This window comes from Aeromonas sp. FDAARGOS 1406 (genome assembly GCF_019048565.1).
Lineage (GTDB): Bacteria > Pseudomonadota > Gammaproteobacteria > Enterobacterales > Aeromonadaceae > Aeromonas > Aeromonas caviae.
In genome coordinates this window covers 2,622,501-2,638,772 of the sequence record NZ_CP077378.1, presented here as the reverse complement: position 1 = coordinate 2,638,772, position 16,272 = coordinate 2,622,501, and the positions used below count along the sequence as shown (strand labels likewise).

The following is a 16,272-nucleotide window of genomic DNA, read 5'->3' as shown; positions in this document are numbered from 1 at the left end:
CTTGTAAAGGGGCCGTTTTCTATTTGCAGGTGTCCTTGTACCGCTGTGCTGGTGTCTGCCGGGTACAATGACGGTCCTTTAAGGTAAAGGGGCCGTTTTTCTTTTGATGGGTGAGTGACGATGAAACAGGTGGATGTGGTGGTGATCGGTGCCGGGGCGGCCGGATTGATGTGTGCGGCCCAGGCTGGCTACCGGGGTCGCTCCGTGCTGGTGCTCGACAACGCCAAGAAGCCGGGCCGCAAGATCCTCATCAGCGGCGGCGGTCGCTGCAACTTCACCAATCATCAGGCGGGTCCCCATGCCTTCCTTTCGGCCAACCCCCACTTCTGCAAATCGGCGCTGGCGCGCTATACCCAGCAGGATTTCATCGATCTGGTGGACAGGCATGGCCTGAACTACCACGAGAAGACGCTGGGCCAGCTCTTCTGCGACGACAGCGCCAAGGATATCGTCGACATCCTGCTGACCGAGTGCGACTGGGCTGGCGTGACCCTGCAGTTCCAGACCGAGATCCTCACCGTCAGCAAGACAGATGAAGGCTTCGTGCTCGACACCAGCAAGGGGGAGATCGCCTGCTCGTCGCTGGTGGTCGCCACCGGCGGCCTCTCCATGCCGAAACTCGGTGCTACCCCTTATGGCTTCAAGCTGGCGGAGCAGTTCGGCCTCACCGTGCTGCCGACTCGCGCCGGGCTGGTGCCCTTTACCCTGCATCAGGCCGACAAGGAGGCCTTCGCCGATCTGGCGGGGGTCAGCCTGCCGGTGGCGGTGACCGCCGAGGACGGCACCCGCTTCAAGGAGGCCATGCTGTTCACCCATCGCGGCCTCTCCGGCCCCGCCATCCTGCAGATCTCCTCTTTTTGGCTGGCGGGGGAGAAGATTCACATCAACCTGCTGCCGGATCTCGACATTCCAGAGACCCTCAAGACCTGGGCCCAGGCCCATCCTGCCCAGGAGCTGAAAACCGTGCTGGGGCGCGAGCTGCCCAAGCGCTTCGTCGACAAGCTGGTGGAGCTGGGATGGCTGGTGAGCAAGCCGATGCGCCAGTACAACGAACGGGAGCTGGAGGCGGTGGCCACCCTGCTGGGGGATTGGCAGATCCTGCCCAACGGCACCGAAGGGTATCGCACCGCCGAAGTGACCCTGGGGGGAGTGGATACCAACGAGCTCTCCTCCAAGACCATGGAGGCGCGCACCGTGCCCGGCCTCTACTTCATCGGCGAAGTGGTCGATGTGACCGGCTGGCTCGGTGGTTACAACTTCCAGTGGGCCTGGTCGTCGGGCTGGGTGGCAGGCCAGTACTGCTGAGGGATGCCGCATCCTTGCTGTGAATAGTCCCGTCAGCGGCCTCTCGGGTGACAACTTCCAGTGGGCCCGGTCGTCGGGCTGGGGGAGAGGCCGTACTGCTGACAAAGAGGCTCAGCGGATGAGTCCGAGCGGATCGGGCCGTGTCAGGCGGCCCGAGTGATGGAACCAGACGCGGCCTGCTCAGGCCGCGTTTTTTATGGTCGGTCGCTGGCTGCCGCTTGGCCTCTAGCCTCTCCTGATATTGGGCAGGAAGGCGGTCAGCAGGCCAATAAGGGGCAGATAGGCGCAGACCTGATAGACGGTTTCGATGCTGGTGGCATCGGCCAATTTGCCCAGCAGGGCGGCCCCTATCCCTCCCATGCCGAAGGCGAAGCCGAAGAAGAGGCCGGAAATGGTGCCGACCTTGCCGGGTACCAGATCCTGGGCGTAGACCAGGATGGCGGAGAAGGCCGACGCCAGGATGAAGCCGATGACGATCGACAGCACCGAGGTCCAGAACAGGTCGACGTGGGGCAGCAGCAGGGTGAAGGGAGCGACGCCGAGGATGGAGATCCAGATCACCCGCTTGCGACCGATGCGATCGCCGAGCGGCCCGCCGAGCACTGTCCCCGCCGCGACGGCAAACAGGAAGGCGAACAGATAGAGCTGGGCGCTCTCCAGCGACAGGTGGAACTTGTCCATCAGGTAGAAGGTGTAATAGCTGCTCAGGCTGGCCATGTAGAAGAACTTGGAGAACATCAGCAGACCGAGGATGGCCAGTGACCAGCCAATCTGGCGGCGGCTCAGGCCGGTGCCGGCATGGGCCTTCATCCGCCGATGGAAGCTGGCGGCATGGTGGCTGGACCAGCGGCCGACGAAGCTGAGCAGGATGACCCCGATGAGTGCGAACAACGAGAACCAGGCCGCACTGCCCTGTCCCTTCGGCACGATGATGAGCGCCGCGAGCAGGGGGCCGATGGCCGATCCCAGATTGCCGCCGATCTGGAACAGAGACTGGGCCAGACCAGGCTGGTTGCCGGCCGCCATGCGGGCGACCCGGGAGGATTCCGGGTGGAAGACGGAGGAGCCCATGCCGATCAGCATGGCCGACAACAGCACGGCGCCAAAGCTGCCTGCCTGCGACAGGTAGAGCAGCCCCACCAGAGTGAAGCCCATGCCCAGAGGCAGGGAGTAGGGCATGGGTCTGCGGTCGGTATAGAGGCCGATCAGGGGTTGCAGCAGCGAGGCCGTGAACTGGTAGGTGAGGGTGATGAGACCTATCTGGGTGAACGACAGATCGAGCCCCAGCTTCAGGAGGGGATAGATGGCCAGCAGTACCGACTGCATCATGTCGTTCAACAGGTGCGAGAAGCTGATGGCGGCGATCACCGGATAAGCGGTGGTAGTCGGGTTGTCCACCGCGGGCGGGGCGGTGATCGGGGTGTCGGTACTCAAGGTCTTGTCCATGGCTGGGGTATCACTCCCTCTACCATGCCCTATCCCGGCGCATCTGGGCATAACCAAAGTGGGCGAACGCCCGGATTGCGTTCGCGTGGCGCGCAGGCCGTTCATGCTGACGGCGTGTGGATGGCTGGTCAGATCTTGTGCTTGGCGCAGGGCGGATTAGTATAGAAGGCCTGCCGCCGTTATCCGGCCCATCACCCGCCATGGAGGGAACATGTTCGAAAGCCTGGGTGTCATCAACGTCTGGACCTATCTGGTCGGTCTCTTCTTCATCATCATCGCCCCGGGCCCGAACTCCCTCTACGTGCTGCGAACCGGTGCCGTGCGCGGCATAGGCCCGGGTTATCGCGCCGCTCTCGGCGTCTTCGTCGGCGATGCCATTCTCATTTTCTGCGCCTATCTGGGGATCGCGTCCCTCATTCGCACCACCCCATTGCTCTTTACCCTGGTGCGCTATCTGGGCGCCATCTACCTGCTTTATCTGGGGGTGAAGATCCTGCACGCGAACTTCATCGCCAAAAAGGCGGGACCGGCGTCCGAGATGGATCCCGGTGAGCGCTATTTTACCAAGGCCCTCACCCTGAGCCTCACCAATCCCAAGGCGATCCTGTTCTACGTCTCTTTCTTCGTGCAGTTCATCGACTTCAGCTATGCCCACACCTGGATCTCCTACCTGGTGCTGGCTGGCATGCTGGAAGCGATGAGCTTCGTCTACCTGACCCTGCTGATCTTCGGCGGTACCCTGATGGCCCGCTTTTTCCGTCAGCGCCAGACGGCGGCCCGTCTTGGCAACGGCCTTATCGGCCTCTTCTTCATGGGGTTTGCGGCCAGGCTGGCGACGCTCTCCTCCTGACCCTGGGGATTGCTGACCGTCCCGTGTCGGGCACCTAGTCTGGCCAGCAATCCTTGCCCACGGGGATGAAGCGGGACTGGTAGACGATGAGCTTCTGGTTGCCCGGTTGATTGATCCCGGGATTGTGGTAGGTCTCCCCGGGCAGCAGGTACTTGCTGTCCGCCTCGCTGTCCGCCCCGTTTCACCATGAACTCGAAATAGGTGTTGCCGGTATTGGTGATGGCGCTCTGTACCGGGTCCAGCTGGTATGCAAAACGTGACTGACGCGGGCGCACCACCAGGATGGACTGCAGGGCCAGTTTCACCTCGACGGTTCCCCGGTGCTGCGTCTGGCTGCCTTCATCCACCTGGGCTGCCGGTGACTCGGTGAAGGTGATGCGGTAGTAACGCTCATGGTCATCGGCGGGCCCCTTGTAGTAGAACTTGACGTTCTGGGCATGTCTGGCGTGCAGGGTGAAGCGCCTGGGGGCAAACAGCAGCTCACCGGGGACGGTGGGCAGTGTCCTGCCTCTGGCCGTGGGGTCGCTGATTTTTTCCATCTGTATGTCGTACAGCTTGGGTGAAGCACTGTTGTTGGTCAGGGTTCTGGTAATGAACTCCTGCTCTGGCGCCATGGCAAGAGTCATGGCGCCGATGTCGAGGGCGGCGGCCTGTGAGGCCAGCAAGCCGCCCAGCAAGGGCCAAAGTAGACGATGCATGTTGTACTCCATGGTCAGCGCCAGGTCCCCTTGATGGTGATGGTGCCGCTTTGTTCCACCTCGCCTTCCCACATCTCGTCGCCCATGGTGCGCTGCACCATGGGATCGGTCAGGTCGAATTCCAGCGCCAGCTTGTAAAACCGGGTGATGCCCTGGCCGTTGACGGGATCATTCCACTCCTGTGGTGGTTGATTGTCCTGTATTCCGAGGGTGCGAATATCCACCGGTGTGCGATCGCAGCGAATGGCGTGCCGTGAACCCGCTCCATGAGCCACCGAATCGAATACCAGCCTGGTAGGGATGGGGACGGCCTGTTCAGGTGCGAAGGTGCCTGCCGGATAGAAAGTGCAATATCCCCGATAAGGCGACCCCCTGTCCTGTGAAATAGAAATTTCCAGCATATCGGCACTGATGGGGCCGCTATCAGAGATATTGTATGAGAAGCTCAGAATGTCTTTTCCGACCTGCCCCTCCCTGTAAGGATTGCTGACGCCCTCCGAAGACAAGATGGATACGCTGAAGTCCCGTGGCTTTATATGAATTTCGGTTGTGCCGCTGAATTCATAGTATCCACTCTCGGGAGCATATCCATTCTTCATATTGAAGTTGATCAGACTGCGAGTCAGTTGATCTTGCAGTCCCAGCCTTACAACTTGTTTGAAGAAATTGCTGGACAAGGGAAGGTGCGAACAAGTCCCTGATATGAGATCATGTTTGTCATCTGGAGCCATGGAACAGGGTTCATCATGAGTCATCAACTTACCTTCGCCGACAGTGAATTCAGCAGTAAGCGCCGTCAGACCAGAAAAGAGATTTTCTTGTCCCGCATGGAGCAGATTCTGCCATGGCAAAACATGGTGGAAGTCATCGAGCCGTTTTACCCCAAGGCTGGTAATGGCCGGCGACCTTATCCGCTGGAAACCATGCTACGCATTCACTGCATGCAGCATTGGTACAACCTGAGCGATGGCGCGATGGAAGATGCTCTGTACGAAATCGCCTCCATGCGTCTGTTTGCCCGGTTATCCCTGGATAGCGCCTTGCCGGACCGCACCACCATCATGAATTTCCGCCACCTGCTGGAGCAGCATCAACTGGCCCGCCAATTGTTCAAGACCATCAATCGCTGGCTGGCCGAAGCAGGCGTCATGATGACTCAAGGCACCTTGGTCGATGCCACCATCATTGAGGCTCCCAGCTCGACCAAGAACAAAGAGCAGCAACGCGATCCGCAGATGCATCAGACCAAGAAAGGCAATCAGTGGCACTTTGGCATGAAGGCCCACATTGGTGTCGATGCCAAGAGTGGCCTGACCCACAGCCTAAATAGCTGTTCCGAATAGTAGATCACCGGAGGAAGGGAACTCAGTCCAGTTTGTGCGATCTGATTAGTCGCTAAACAAAACAAGCCACACCCAAAGGACTGAGTTGATGCCTATCCTACCACCTCTGCCACGACCACAACGGCGCCGCATTCACAAAATCATCCATGCCACCCGTGATAAAGGACATGCTCGTCGCTTGATGGCCATCTTGCTGTTACATGAAGGACGCACGATCACCGATGTTCATCACCTTACCGGCGCTGCGCGCTCGACCATCGGTCGTTGGCTTCGGTGGTATCGAGATGAAGGCATAGATGCGCTAGAAGCCTTACCGGCTGGCCGTGCCCCAGTCTTACCTATCGCCAAGATTGTCACCCTACTGGTGCTGCTCATGCAGTTTTCTCCGCAAGATTTTGGTTATCAGCGCAGCCGTTGGTGTACTGAACTATTGGCTATAAAAATCAATCGGTTAACAGGGCTCAATGTGGCAGCCTCCACGCTCCGCCGATGGTTACCTCGTATGGGCATTGTCTGGCGCAGGCCCGTGCCGACCTTGCGGATAAAAGACCCAGCCTATCAGGAAAAAATGGCGAATATCGACGCCGCGCTGGCCCGCTGTGATGCCGATAATCCGGTGTTTTATGAGGATGAAGTCGATATAGACCTCAATCCCAAATTAGGAGCCGACTGGATGTTCAGAGCGCAGCAAAAGCGGGTTGTCACACCGGGGCAGAATGCCAAGCATTATCTGGCAGGCGTTCTCCACGCAGGCAACGGAAGGGTACTTTACGTCAGCGGGATCAAGAAAAACTCATCGCTGTTTATTGCCATGCTGGAAAAGCTGCGCCACCACTACCGACGAGCCAAAACCATCACGTTGATCCTCGATAACTACATCATTCACAAAAGCAAACAGACCGAGCGATGGTTGAAGAAGAATCCCAAGTTCTGCCTGGTGTTCCAGCCAGTTTACAGCCCTTGGGTTAATCACATAGAACGGCTATGGCACAAGTTACATGAAACCATCACGCGCAATCATCAATGCAGAGGGATGGCAAACCTGCTGGCCCGAGTGAAACACTTCATGGATACCGTGTCTCCTTTCCCGGGGAATGGCTATGGCACAGCGAAGGTGTAGCACTATTGGGATCAGTTATTTAGTCACCACCGCGGCCAACGAGCATGACCTCAATCAGCTGGGTAATCTGCTGCATGGATAGGAGCAATTTGTCTCAGCCGATGCCGGCTACCAAGGGGCGCCACAGCGCGAGGAGCTGGCTGAGGTGGATGTGGACTGGTTGATCGCCGAGCGCCCCGGCAAGGTAAGAACCTTGAAACAGCATCCACGAAAGAACAAAACGGCCATCAACATCGAATACATGAAAGCCAGCATCCGGGCCAAGGTGGAGCACCCATTTCGCATCATCAAGCGACAGTTCGGCTTCGTGAAAGCCAGATACAAGGCGCGAATTCAACTTCGAAGTGCGACACTCGCCTATGCCGCCTGACGGTACTCTTCGAATACCTTGACAGGCTGCCTGAATCCGAGACATTTCCGAGGTCGTAGGTTGAGCCACTGCTCCGCTCTCCTGACATCCTCGTCCGTGACCTCTCTCAGGTCTGTTCCCTTTGGGATAAACTGCCTCAACAGCCCATTGCTGTTCTCGTTCAGACCGCGCTCCCACGAAGAGTAAGGGTGCGCAAAGTAAGTCTCGGCACCCAGCGCTTCCTCTATCGCCTTGTGTTCGGCAAACTCGCCGCCGTTGTCAAAGGTGATGGTATGCACCTGCTCGATGTAGGGCGTTAACATCTCGATTATCGCATCCCGCACCACCCCAGCCTGTTTGCTCGCGACCCGCTTGACCAGATAGAGCCGGCTCTTGCGCTCCACCAGGGTGACCAGTGCACCTGTGCCTTGCTTGCCCAGCACCGTGTCCGCCTCCCAATCACCGAGCCGCTCCCGGCTATCGACGATAGCCGGCCGTTCATCAATAGAGCGGGCTTCCTTGATGGGAGAACGCAGGCTGCTCGCCCCCTTGCGGTAGCGCTTGTGGCCCTGGCGCAGATGGCGGTACAACTGGCCACCCCGGGCTTTGTCGGCGGCCACATGGCGGTATATCCACTCGTGACTCACCATGAGGCCTATCTGCTTGCCCACCGCGCTTATCTGCTCCGGGCTCCACCACCAGGCGAGTGTCAGCTCGACAAACTGGATGACATCGGCAGATAGCCGAGATTTGGCCGCACTGGCCCGTCGGTGGGTGGCGTGCTGATGCGCATTGTCTGGCTGGTAGCCCTGCGGCCCGGCGTTACGACGCAGCTCCCGGTAGAGGGTGGAGCGATGAACGCCAATGGCGCGTGCGGTGGCAAGGATGGACATCCCCTGTGCGCGAAGCACCGATAACTGGTATCGTTGCCCCTCGGTCAACTGCTGATAGCTCATGGTGATACTGCTTTTACTTTGGCGAGCAGAAGGGTACCACCAATCAGCAGTTGGCCACCTCTCGCCATTCATCCATGAGTGTCGCACTTATTATCTGAATTCCCGAGGGGTTGCTGAAAAACGATAACCAACTGGCGATGTTATTCACGCTGGCCAACCTGTTTCGGGCGGACCAAATGATACGTCAGTGGGAGAGAGCTCACTAAAAACTGGGAATAGCGCCTTAAATGGCGAAGAAACGGTCTAAATAGGCTGATTCAAGGCATTTACGGGAGAAAAAATCGGCTCAAACATGAAGAAATGAAATGACTGCGTCAGCCGAGAAGAATTTCCCCGCTTATTCGCACCTTCCCTAATTTGTAAGTTTATGAATTACTTTATGTATGGGAAAATAGCTTAAACTTATTGAGCCTCGAATCCACTATAGGAAATCAGGCGATCTATTTTGGACAAGATGATGATATATAACCTACCGGAAGATTTGCTTACGGAGTCACAATGCAATGAGGATATTATTATCCGTCATTATGTCACTAAGGAAGCATCTAATAAGAATAAAATTCAGCTAAACAGAGTCATGGTGAACATATTATTATCTGGAGAGAAAACTGTGTTGACTCCGGAGTTGAGTGTATCGGTCAAAAAAAATCAACTTGTAATGTTGAATTCTGGAAATTTAATGACCTCCGAGGTTATTCCGGATAATAATCCTTTCAGCAGCATTGTTATTTACATTAAAAATGAAACGCTAGAAAAATTATTGTCAAACGTTGAGTTTCCCCGTAAATCTAATCGACCTTCCCCATGCCAAATTTTTAATCAGGATGATTTCATCCGGCATTATGCTCGATCACTTAGGCTCTTGTTAACCAGCGGCCCTATAAGTTCAACCGTAAAATGGGCCAAATTATTAGAACTTTTTGGGTATCTAGAAACAACTCAGATAGAGGGATTACAGTCGTTTTTTTGCAGTGTACATAGCCGATCTCGCTCAGAAGTTGCATTGAGCCAAGTCATTCAAAGTAACATGTACTCTAATCTCTCTTTACAAGAGTTGGCTTTTTTATGCAACATGAGCTTATCTACATTCAAACGAACCTTTATTAGCATATTTAATCAGCCACCAAGAAAATGGTTGAATCATAAAAAAATGACATACGCTCAAAAGCTTATATGTGAGCATAAAGTGCCATTAGCTGAAGTATACTCACAGCTTGGCTATAGTGAATATTCAAGCTTTAGTCATGCTTACAAGAAGCATTTTGGTGTCAGTCCTCGTGAACATATAGGAATGCCTCCGAACTCTTGACGTAAGTAACAACAGATTGCTTTCGTTTTGAAATAAGCCAAGTGATTGTGGTTAGTAGTAACAGCTTTCAGATCTAAACAGATTACTGCTTTTCTAGGAATGGGGGCATCCCACGCATAAAAACAACGTCGTGGGATAATTTTGAAGACTTTGAATAATAGCTGGTAAATTATTCGTTTAGTTTTCAGCAGATTTTAACTCTTGTATCACCGCACCAAAAGTATTTAACCCCCAGTGTTCTGCGTATTGTCCATTTTTAACTCGTATTATGTCAATGACATCAATACTTACATCTCGCCCTGTGGCTTCAATGCCCATAAGACTTCCTGTATGACGGCCAGTAATTCTCTTACGTGTCACCACTTTATCACCCTCAACGATTTGATCGAGTATTTCGACGTTGAGATTGCTAATTGCTGGGTGCAGAACGTTACTAAATGTATTCCACATGCTGTTTGGACCATTATCAGTGCCAGAGGCAGCAGAGTGATTGATGAAGTCCGTAGACATTAATTCATCGAAGGATTTTCTATTTAAATCAACAATTACTTCCTTATTGAAACGTTGAACTATTGTCTTACTATTGTTTTCATTCATAAAAAACTCCGAATTTTTACACTCACTTTGGTCGGCATATGACTTAACTGTAATAAACATTAATATAACAGCCATCATTAGCACACCACCAAGTTTCATTAAATTTCTCATGCCATATCCCTTTTATTTTCTCATCTTTCCGATTTAGTAAGTATATAGAAAATATGGATAATGTAATTGGTCGAAAAGGTCAGAAACTTGTTTAAAAGACTCGAAAGGAAGATAGAGTAAGCCTAACATGGTTAGTCCACAGTGAATCGCCACTGGCATAGTAGCCACTTGGTGTATGACTATAAGTATGCCAAATCACCAGTCGTTGAAATAATGAATCGACTAGGGAAGGTGCGAACAAGTCCCTGATATGAGATCATGTTTGTCATCTGGAGCCATGAAAAAGGGTTCATCATGAGTCATCAGCTCACCTTCGCCGACAGTGAATTCAGCAGTAAGCGCCGTCAGACCAGAAAAGAGATTTTCTTGTCCCGCATGGAGCAGATTCTGCCATGGCAAAACATGGTGGAAGTCATCGAGCCGTTTTATCCCAAGGCTGGTAATGGCCGGCGACCTTATCCGCTGGAAACCATGCTACGCATTCACTGCATGCAGCATTGGTACAACCTGAGCGATGGCGCGATGGAAGATGCTCTGTACGAAATCGCCTCCATCCGTCTGTTTGCCCGGTTATCCCTGGATAGCGCCTTGCCGGACCGCACCACCATCATGAATTTCCGCCACCTGCTGGAGCAGCATCAACTGGCCCGCCAATTGTTCAAGACCATCAATCGCTGGCTGGCCGAAGCAGGCGTCATGATGACTCAAGGCACCTTGGTCGATGCCACCATCATTGAGGCACCCAGCTCGACCAAGAACAAAGAGCAGCAACGCGATCCGCAGATGCATCAGACCAAGAAAGGCAATCAGTGGCACTTTGGCATGAAGGCCCACATTGGTGTCGATGCCAAGAGTGGCCTGACCCACAGCCTAGTCACCACCGCGGCCAACGAGCATGACCTCAATCAGCTGGGTAATCTGCTGCATGGAGAGGAGCAATTTGTCTCAGCCGATGCCGGCTACCAAGGGGCGCCACAGCGCGAGGAGCTGGCCGAGGTGGATGTGGACTGGCTGATCGCCGAGCGCCCCGGCAAGGTAAGAACCTTGAAACAGCATCCACGCAAGAACAAAACGGCCATCAACATCGAATACATGAAAGCCAGCATCCGGGCCAAGGTGGAGCACCCGTTTCACATCATCAAGCGACAGTTCGGCTTCGTGAAAGCCAGATACAAGGGGTTGCTGAAAAACGATAACCAACTGGCGATGTTATTCACGCTGGCCAACCTGTTTCGGGCGGACCAAATGATACGTCAGTGGGAGAGATCTCACTAAAAACTGGGAATAGCGCCTTAAATGGCGAAGAAACGGTCTAAATAGGCTGATTCAAGGCATTTACGGGAGAAAAAATCGGCTCAAACATGAAGAAATGAAATGACTGAGTCAGCCGAGAAGAATTTCCCCGCTTATTCGCACCTTCCCTAAGATTTTTGTCGCCACGCTTGCTGATACCCTTCAGGTTTGCCCGGCCCCCAGTACTGTACTGGCGTGGCACCAATCCGACTGACGCCGCGAAATCACGACTACATCGATAGTGTTTTCCGTCACCGAGCTCGGCGGCCAACACGCTGGCAGTGATCGGGCCGACACCAGGGATTGTCATCAGACGCTGACCAAGATCGTCATCGCCAAGCTGGCTGGCCAGTTCCTTGTCGATCTCGGCAATTTGCTGCTCCAGATACTTGAAATGGGCATGCAGCCTCTCCAACATGGTAATCAGTCGCGCTGGTAACTCGTGTTCAGCCATCACAGAAGGCAGGCGCTTGATGGCGGCATGACCGACGGGCAGACTGATGCCAAATTCGAGTAAAAAGCCGTGTATCTGGTTCGATGCCTTAACCCGATCGCGCACAAACGATTCGCGCACACGATGCAGTGCTCCCAACGTTTGCTGGCTTTCGGTCTTGGGCGTTACAAACCGCATGGAGGGACGGCAGGCTGCCTCGCAAATAGCTTCAGCATCGATGAAGTCGTTCTTGTTGCTCTTGACGAATGGGCGCACGAATTGAGGCGAAATGAGCTTACTCTCATGCCCAAATTCAGCCAGCCGACGAGCCATGTAATGGGCTCCGGCACATGCCTCCATGACGATGGTGCATACAGGAAAAGTTGCGAGGGATTCGATGAGCTTTGTCCGGTTGAACTTCTTGCGAAGAAGAGCCTTGCCGAACCGGTCTTGACAGTGAATGTGAAAAGAGTGTTTACCGAGATCAATACCAATAAGCGCAACGTTTTCCATGATGGCCTCTCCTGAAAGAAAAACACCCTGTCAGCGTACCGCTCACAGGGTGGGGGTGACCATCTCATTAGACCCGGGCCTTGGCCCGGGTCTTTGCATGTCAAGGGGTGGACTCAGCGCGGAGGCAGACCCAGCAGGGCGCGCAGCTGGTGCGCGGTGGCCTCGACGGCGGGCCAGTCGCGGCCAGTGACGGTGACGTGGCCCATCTTGCGGCTGGGGCGGGCTTCGCCCTTGCCATAGAGGTGAAGGTGTACCCCGGGCAGGGCCAGGGCGCCGGCCCAGTCCGGCGTGCCGTCTTGCCACAGATCCCCGAGCAGGTTGAGCAGGATGGCGGGCTGAACCTCGGCCTGTGCCGGCAGCGGCAGATCGCACAGGGCGCGCACCTGCAACTCGAACTGGCTGCAACCGGCGTTGTCGATGCTGGGATGACCCGAATTGTGGGGCCGGGGGGCCATCTCGTTGACCAGTAGCTCACCGCCGACCAGGAAGAACTCCACCGTCAGCACGCCCACATAGTCGAGGGCGGCGATGATGTGCTCGGCGATGCGCTGGGCCTCGCGCTCCAGGGCGGGCACATTGGCCGGGGAACGGGTCTGATCCAGGATGCCGCCGCTGTGCCAGTTCTGCACCAGGGGCAGTGCACTGATGGCACCGCTCGGACTGCGGGCCAGGGTGAGGGCAAACTCCCCCTCCAGTGGCAGGCGTTTTTCCAGCACGCAAGGGACACCGCTGGCGGCCAGGGCCGCTGGCAATTCGCCCGCATTGTGGATAGTCCACTGCCCCTTGCCATCGTAGCCCTCGCGGGCGGTCTTGAGGATGGCGGGGAAGAGGTCGCCGGGCAGGGCGGGCTGCGGCTCGCCCGGCAGCAGGGTCAGGTTCGGGGCAACCGGTACGCCGGCGCGGGTCAGGAAGGCTTTCTCTTCCCGGCGATCCTGACAGACACGTACTGCACTCGCGGCCGGGCGCACCGGCTTGTACTGCTCCAGCAGGGCCAGGGAGGCGGCGGGCACGTTTTCGAACTCGCAGGTGATGGCATCGCAGCGGCTGGCCAGATCGCGCAGGGCATCGGCATCGTCATAGGCGGCAACGATCTGCTCGTCGGCGGCTGCACCGGCGATGCTGACGGGGTCCGGGTCCAGCACGATCACCTTGTAGCCGAGACGGTGGGCAGACATCACGAAGTAGCGGCCGAGCTGGCCGCCACCGAGCATACCCAAAGTGGCGGGGGGCAGTATCATGCCGGCTCCTCCAGGGTGAGCGCCAGCACCCGGTCGCGCTCCTTGGCGCGGAAGCCGTCGAGCTGCTGGTGATAACGGGGAGCGTCGCCATCCTGGGCGACAGAGAGCAGGGACACGGCGAACAGACCGGCATTGGCGGCACCCGCCTCGCCGATGGCGAAGGTGGCGACCGGCACGCCCTTGGGCATCTGCACGATGGAGAGCAGGGAATCCATCCCCTTGAGCTGGCGGGTGGGGATGGGCACGCCCAGCACCGGGATCGTGGTCTTGGCGGCCAGCATGCCCGGCAGGTGGGCTGCGCCGCCGGCGCCGGCGATGATGGCGCGCAGACCACGATCGCGCGCACTGGCGGCATATTCAAACAGGAGATCCGGGGTGCGATGGGCGGATACGACGCGCGCTTCATAGGGCACGCCGTGCTCCTTGAGGATGCGGGCGGCGGCCTGCATCACGGGCCAGTCAGAGTCGGAGCCCATTACCAGGCCGATCATAGGGGGGGTCGTCATTACGGCTTCCTCGGATGTCAAACGTTTGCCGCATGTTACCAAAAAGCCGTGGGATCTGGCTCAACATTTCTTGTGTTTGACCCGCTCGAATGACGGTCAACGAGCCTCAAGGTACGAGAGGGGCGAGGATCTGCGCCACTTGGCACCGACTTTGGGTAAAAACGACATTAGAAATCCAGATGGCTATACATCCAAGACAGCTCTGCCTATAATCCCCCCGCTTTGGCGCATCATGCTTAAAAGGGAATCCGGTGAGAATCCGGAGCTGGCGCGCAGCGGTAAGGGGGAACGAAGCGACATCAGGGCACTGCCGTCAGGTGGGAAGCCGTCGCCGTAGGCCATCAGCCCCCAAGCCCGAAGACCTGCCAAAGTTCGTATTTCGGGCCGAGAGAAACCGGCCACGAAGTAGATGCTTACGCGAACTTAAGGATCTCTCATGTCCAAGACATTATTGGCGGCTGCCCTGTTGCCAACGGCGGCCTTTGCCCAACAACTGACCATCCCCGTCAATCCCACCATGGTGGTGACCGCTACCCGTGTCGCCCAGCCTGCCTCCAGTGTGCTGGCTCCCGTCAACGTGGTGACCCGTGACGAGATCGATCGCCTGCAAGCCCAGACCGTGACCGACGTGGTCAAGACCCTGCCCGGCGTGGAAGTGGTCAGCAACGGCGGCCGCGGCCAGCTCAGCTCGCTGCGGGTACGTGGTGGCACCTCTTCCCAGACCCTGGTGCTGGTGGACGGGGTGCGCAGCGCCTCTCTGACCGCCGGGATGACCGAGCTCAACAACCTGCCCCTCAACCAGGTGGAGCGGATCGAATATATCCGCGGTGCACGCGCCACTATTTATGGGTCCGATGCCATCGGTGGGGTCATCAACATCATCACTCGCCCGGACCAGGGGACCAATCAGCACAAGTTCAACCTGGGCGCGGGCTCCCACAAGCAGCGTCAGGCTGCCTTCAGCAGCGCCAGCCAGGTGGGTGATGCGGGTCAGATCAAGGTCGCTGGTGGTTTCGATGACGAGACCGGCTACAACGTGCATCCCATCGTCGGGGTGAACGATGGCGACAAGCATGGACACCGGGGCTATAACGCCATGGTGGATTATCAGCAGGCGCTGGCCAGCAACTGGGATCTGTTCGGTACGACCCGCTGGTTCCGCAACATTGCCCAGTACGACAGATCCTCTGCCGCTTCCGCCTGGGGCCCGGCGTTTCATCAACGCAACGAGACCTGGACCGAGAACCAGAGCTACCAGCTCGGCTCCCGCTATCATGACGAGCGCTACCTGAGCGAGCTGCGCGGCGCCTTCTCCAAACAGGATGCCTACGACTACCCGGATACCAGCGGCCGCGATCAGTCCGCTGATCGACTCTATACCCGTCAATACACCCTGAACTGGGTCAACAGCGTCAAGCTGGACGAGAGCTGGACCCTGGGGGGCGGCGCCGACTGGCAGCGCGACATGCTGGACGATAGTTCCCGCTCCTCTGGCGTCGCCTTCCCGAGTGAGGCCGATGAGCGTGACAACACCGGGCTCTATGCCCTGGCCCAGTTTGACAACCAGGTCTGGCAGGCCGAGCTGAGCGGTCGCAGCGATGACAACGAGCAGTTCGGACGTCACAACACCTGGCAAACCGGCGCTGGCTGGCGCTTCGTTGAGGATTATCGCCTCAGTGCCCGTTACGGCACCGGTTTCCGTGCCCCCTCCTTCAACGATCTCTACTACCCGGGGTCCGGCAATCCGGATCTGAAGCCGGAAGAGTCGAAAAGCCACGAGTTGATGCTGGACGGACAGACCGCTGGTGTGGAGTGGCGCTTGACCGGTTATCGCAACGACTTCGAGCAGATGATCCAGTGGGCACCGGACAGCCAGGGCATGTGGACGCCGCAAAACGTCGGCAAGGCGCGGATTGAAGGGGTTGAGCTGGAAGGGGAGTTCGAGACCGGCTGGCTGAGCCATCGCGTTTCCGCCGAATACAAGGATCCCAAGGACAAGGTCACCGACAAGCAGTTGCAGCTGATCTCCCGCAAGGGGGCCAAGTGGGTGAGCCAGGCGCAGTGGCAGCAGTTCGATGGCTCCCTGAGCTGGATCTACCAGGGTGAGCGTTATGGTGACGCGGCCAATACCACCCAGCTGGGCGGTTACAGCGTGTGGAACCTGGCGGTGGGCTATCAGGTTGCACCGTCCTGGAAGGTCTCCGG

At 56.7% G+C, this 16,272-nt stretch carries 13 protein-coding genes, 4 pseudogenes and 1 riboswitch (1 of these 18 cut by a window edge); of the genes and pseudogenes, 9 read left to right on the top strand and 8 right to left on the bottom strand.

Annotation, left to right across the window (positions count from 1 at the left end):
- The first annotated feature begins 120 nt into the window (after positions 1-120).
- Positions 121-1,305, top strand: coding sequence for an NAD(P)/FAD-dependent oxidoreductase (locus I6L36_RS12385; protein ID WP_053287975.1), 1,185 nt, complete (start codon positions 121-123; stop codon positions 1,303-1,305).
- Positions 1,306-1,530: 225 nt separating this feature from the next.
- On the opposite strand, the gene I6L36_RS12380 is transcribed toward I6L36_RS12385, so the two are convergent.
- Positions 1,531-2,751: an MFS transporter gene (locus I6L36_RS12380; RefSeq protein ID WP_053287976.1), complete on the bottom strand. Its 1,221-nt coding sequence runs from the start codon at positions 2,749-2,751 to the stop codon at positions 1,531-1,533.
- A gap of 211 nt (positions 2,752-2,962) precedes the next feature.
- Here I6L36_RS12380 and leuE point away from each other — a divergent pair, with 211 nt between their 5' ends.
- Positions 2,963-3,601, top strand: coding sequence for a leucine efflux protein LeuE (gene leuE / locus I6L36_RS12375; RefSeq protein WP_010672336.1), 639 nt, complete (start codon positions 2,963-2,965; stop codon positions 3,599-3,601).
- Here leuE and I6L36_RS12370 read toward each other — a convergent pair.
- Entirely contained in the window at positions 3,511-4,299 is a 789-nt protein-coding gene (locus I6L36_RS12370) for a fimbria/pilus periplasmic chaperone (RefSeq protein WP_367948940.1), read from the bottom strand. The genes leuE and I6L36_RS12370 overlap by 91 nt on opposite strands.
- A 14-nt stretch (positions 4,300-4,313) precedes the next feature.
- Positions 4,314-5,054 carry a hypothetical protein gene (locus I6L36_RS12365; protein WP_234716508.1) on the bottom strand — a complete coding sequence of 247 codons (741 nt, stop codon included), beginning with the start codon at positions 5,052-5,054 and terminating at the stop codon, positions 4,314-4,316.
- Between I6L36_RS12365 and I6L36_RS12360 the strand changes: the two are divergent.
- The 3 genes and pseudogenes from I6L36_RS12360 to I6L36_RS12350 all read left to right on the top strand — a co-directional run.
- Positions 5,046-5,624, top strand: a pseudogene (locus I6L36_RS12360) (IS5-like element IS5B family transposase); the annotation flags it as partial. The gene I6L36_RS12365 and the pseudogene I6L36_RS12360 overlap by 9 nt on opposite strands.
- A 106-nt stretch (positions 5,625-5,730) precedes the next feature.
- Positions 5,731-6,762, top strand: a complete 1,032-nt coding sequence (locus I6L36_RS12355; RefSeq protein WP_001809438.1) for an IS630-like element ISAhy2 family transposase — start codon at positions 5,731-5,733, stop codon at positions 6,760-6,762.
- 7 nt (positions 6,763-6,769) lie between these two features.
- Positions 6,770-7,087: pseudogene (locus I6L36_RS12350) on the top strand (transposase); the annotation flags it as partial.
- A gap of 32 nt (positions 7,088-7,119) precedes the next feature.
- Here the strand turns inward: I6L36_RS12350 and I6L36_RS12345 are convergent.
- Positions 7,120-8,067, bottom strand: a complete 948-nt coding sequence (locus I6L36_RS12345; protein ID WP_019706001.1) for an IS30-like element ISAs2 family transposase — start codon at positions 8,065-8,067, stop codon at positions 7,120-7,122.
- Positions 8,068-8,171: 104 nt separating this feature from the next.
- On the opposite strand from I6L36_RS12345, the pseudogene I6L36_RS12340 reads away from it, so the two are divergent.
- Both I6L36_RS12340 and I6L36_RS12335 read left to right on the top strand, forming a co-directional pair.
- Positions 8,172-8,273, top strand: a pseudogene (locus tag I6L36_RS12340) (IS5/IS1182 family transposase); the annotation flags it as partial.
- Positions 8,274-8,521: 248 nt separating this feature from the next.
- Positions 8,522-9,376 carry an AraC family transcriptional regulator gene (locus I6L36_RS12335; protein WP_234035509.1) on the top strand — a complete coding sequence of 285 codons (855 nt, stop codon included), beginning with the start codon at positions 8,522-8,524 and terminating at the stop codon, positions 9,374-9,376.
- Positions 9,377-9,553: 177 nt separating this feature from the next.
- Here the strand turns inward: I6L36_RS12335 and I6L36_RS12330 are convergent, their stop codons facing one another.
- Entirely contained in the window at positions 9,554-10,084 is a 531-nt protein-coding gene (locus I6L36_RS12330; RefSeq protein WP_199769688.1) for an ester cyclase, read from the bottom strand.
- Positions 10,085-10,378: 294 nt separating this feature from the next.
- Between I6L36_RS12330 and I6L36_RS12325 the strand changes: the two genes are divergently transcribed.
- Positions 10,379-11,359 carry an IS5-like element IS5 family transposase gene (locus tag I6L36_RS12325; protein WP_216986703.1) on the top strand — a complete coding sequence of 327 codons (981 nt, stop codon included), beginning with the start codon at positions 10,379-10,381 and terminating at the stop codon, positions 11,357-11,359.
- 145 nt (positions 11,360-11,504) lie between these two features.
- Here the strand turns inward: I6L36_RS12325 and I6L36_RS12320 are convergent.
- The 3 genes and pseudogenes from I6L36_RS12320 to purE form a co-directional block, all read right to left on the bottom strand.
- Positions 11,505-12,323, bottom strand: a pseudogene (locus I6L36_RS12320) (IS110-like element ISAeca3 family transposase); the annotation flags it as partial.
- 113 nt (positions 12,324-12,436) lie between these two features.
- Complete coding sequence (locus I6L36_RS12315) at positions 12,437-13,561, bottom strand: 5-(carboxyamino)imidazole ribonucleotide synthase (RefSeq protein WP_053287978.1); 1,125 nt, start codon at positions 13,559-13,561, stop codon at positions 12,437-12,439.
- Complete coding sequence (purE, locus tag I6L36_RS12310) at positions 13,558-14,067, bottom strand: 5-(carboxyamino)imidazole ribonucleotide mutase (protein WP_029313402.1); 510 nt, start codon at positions 14,065-14,067, stop codon at positions 13,558-13,560. Before purE ends, I6L36_RS12315 begins: the two co-directional genes overlap by 4 nt.
- 206 nt (positions 14,068-14,273) lie before the next feature.
- Positions 14,274-14,452, top strand: a riboswitch (cobalamin riboswitch).
- Positions 14,453-14,503: 51 nt separating this feature from the next.
- On the opposite strand from purE, the gene I6L36_RS12305 reads away from it, so the two are divergent.
- On the top strand, positions 14,504-16,272 hold the 5' portion of the coding sequence (locus I6L36_RS12305; RefSeq protein WP_041212100.1) for a TonB-dependent receptor. It continues 97 nt past the right edge of the window; the window shows 1,769 of its 1,866 coding nt (coding positions 1-1,769); the start codon lies at positions 14,504-14,506; its stop codon lies off the right edge, out of view.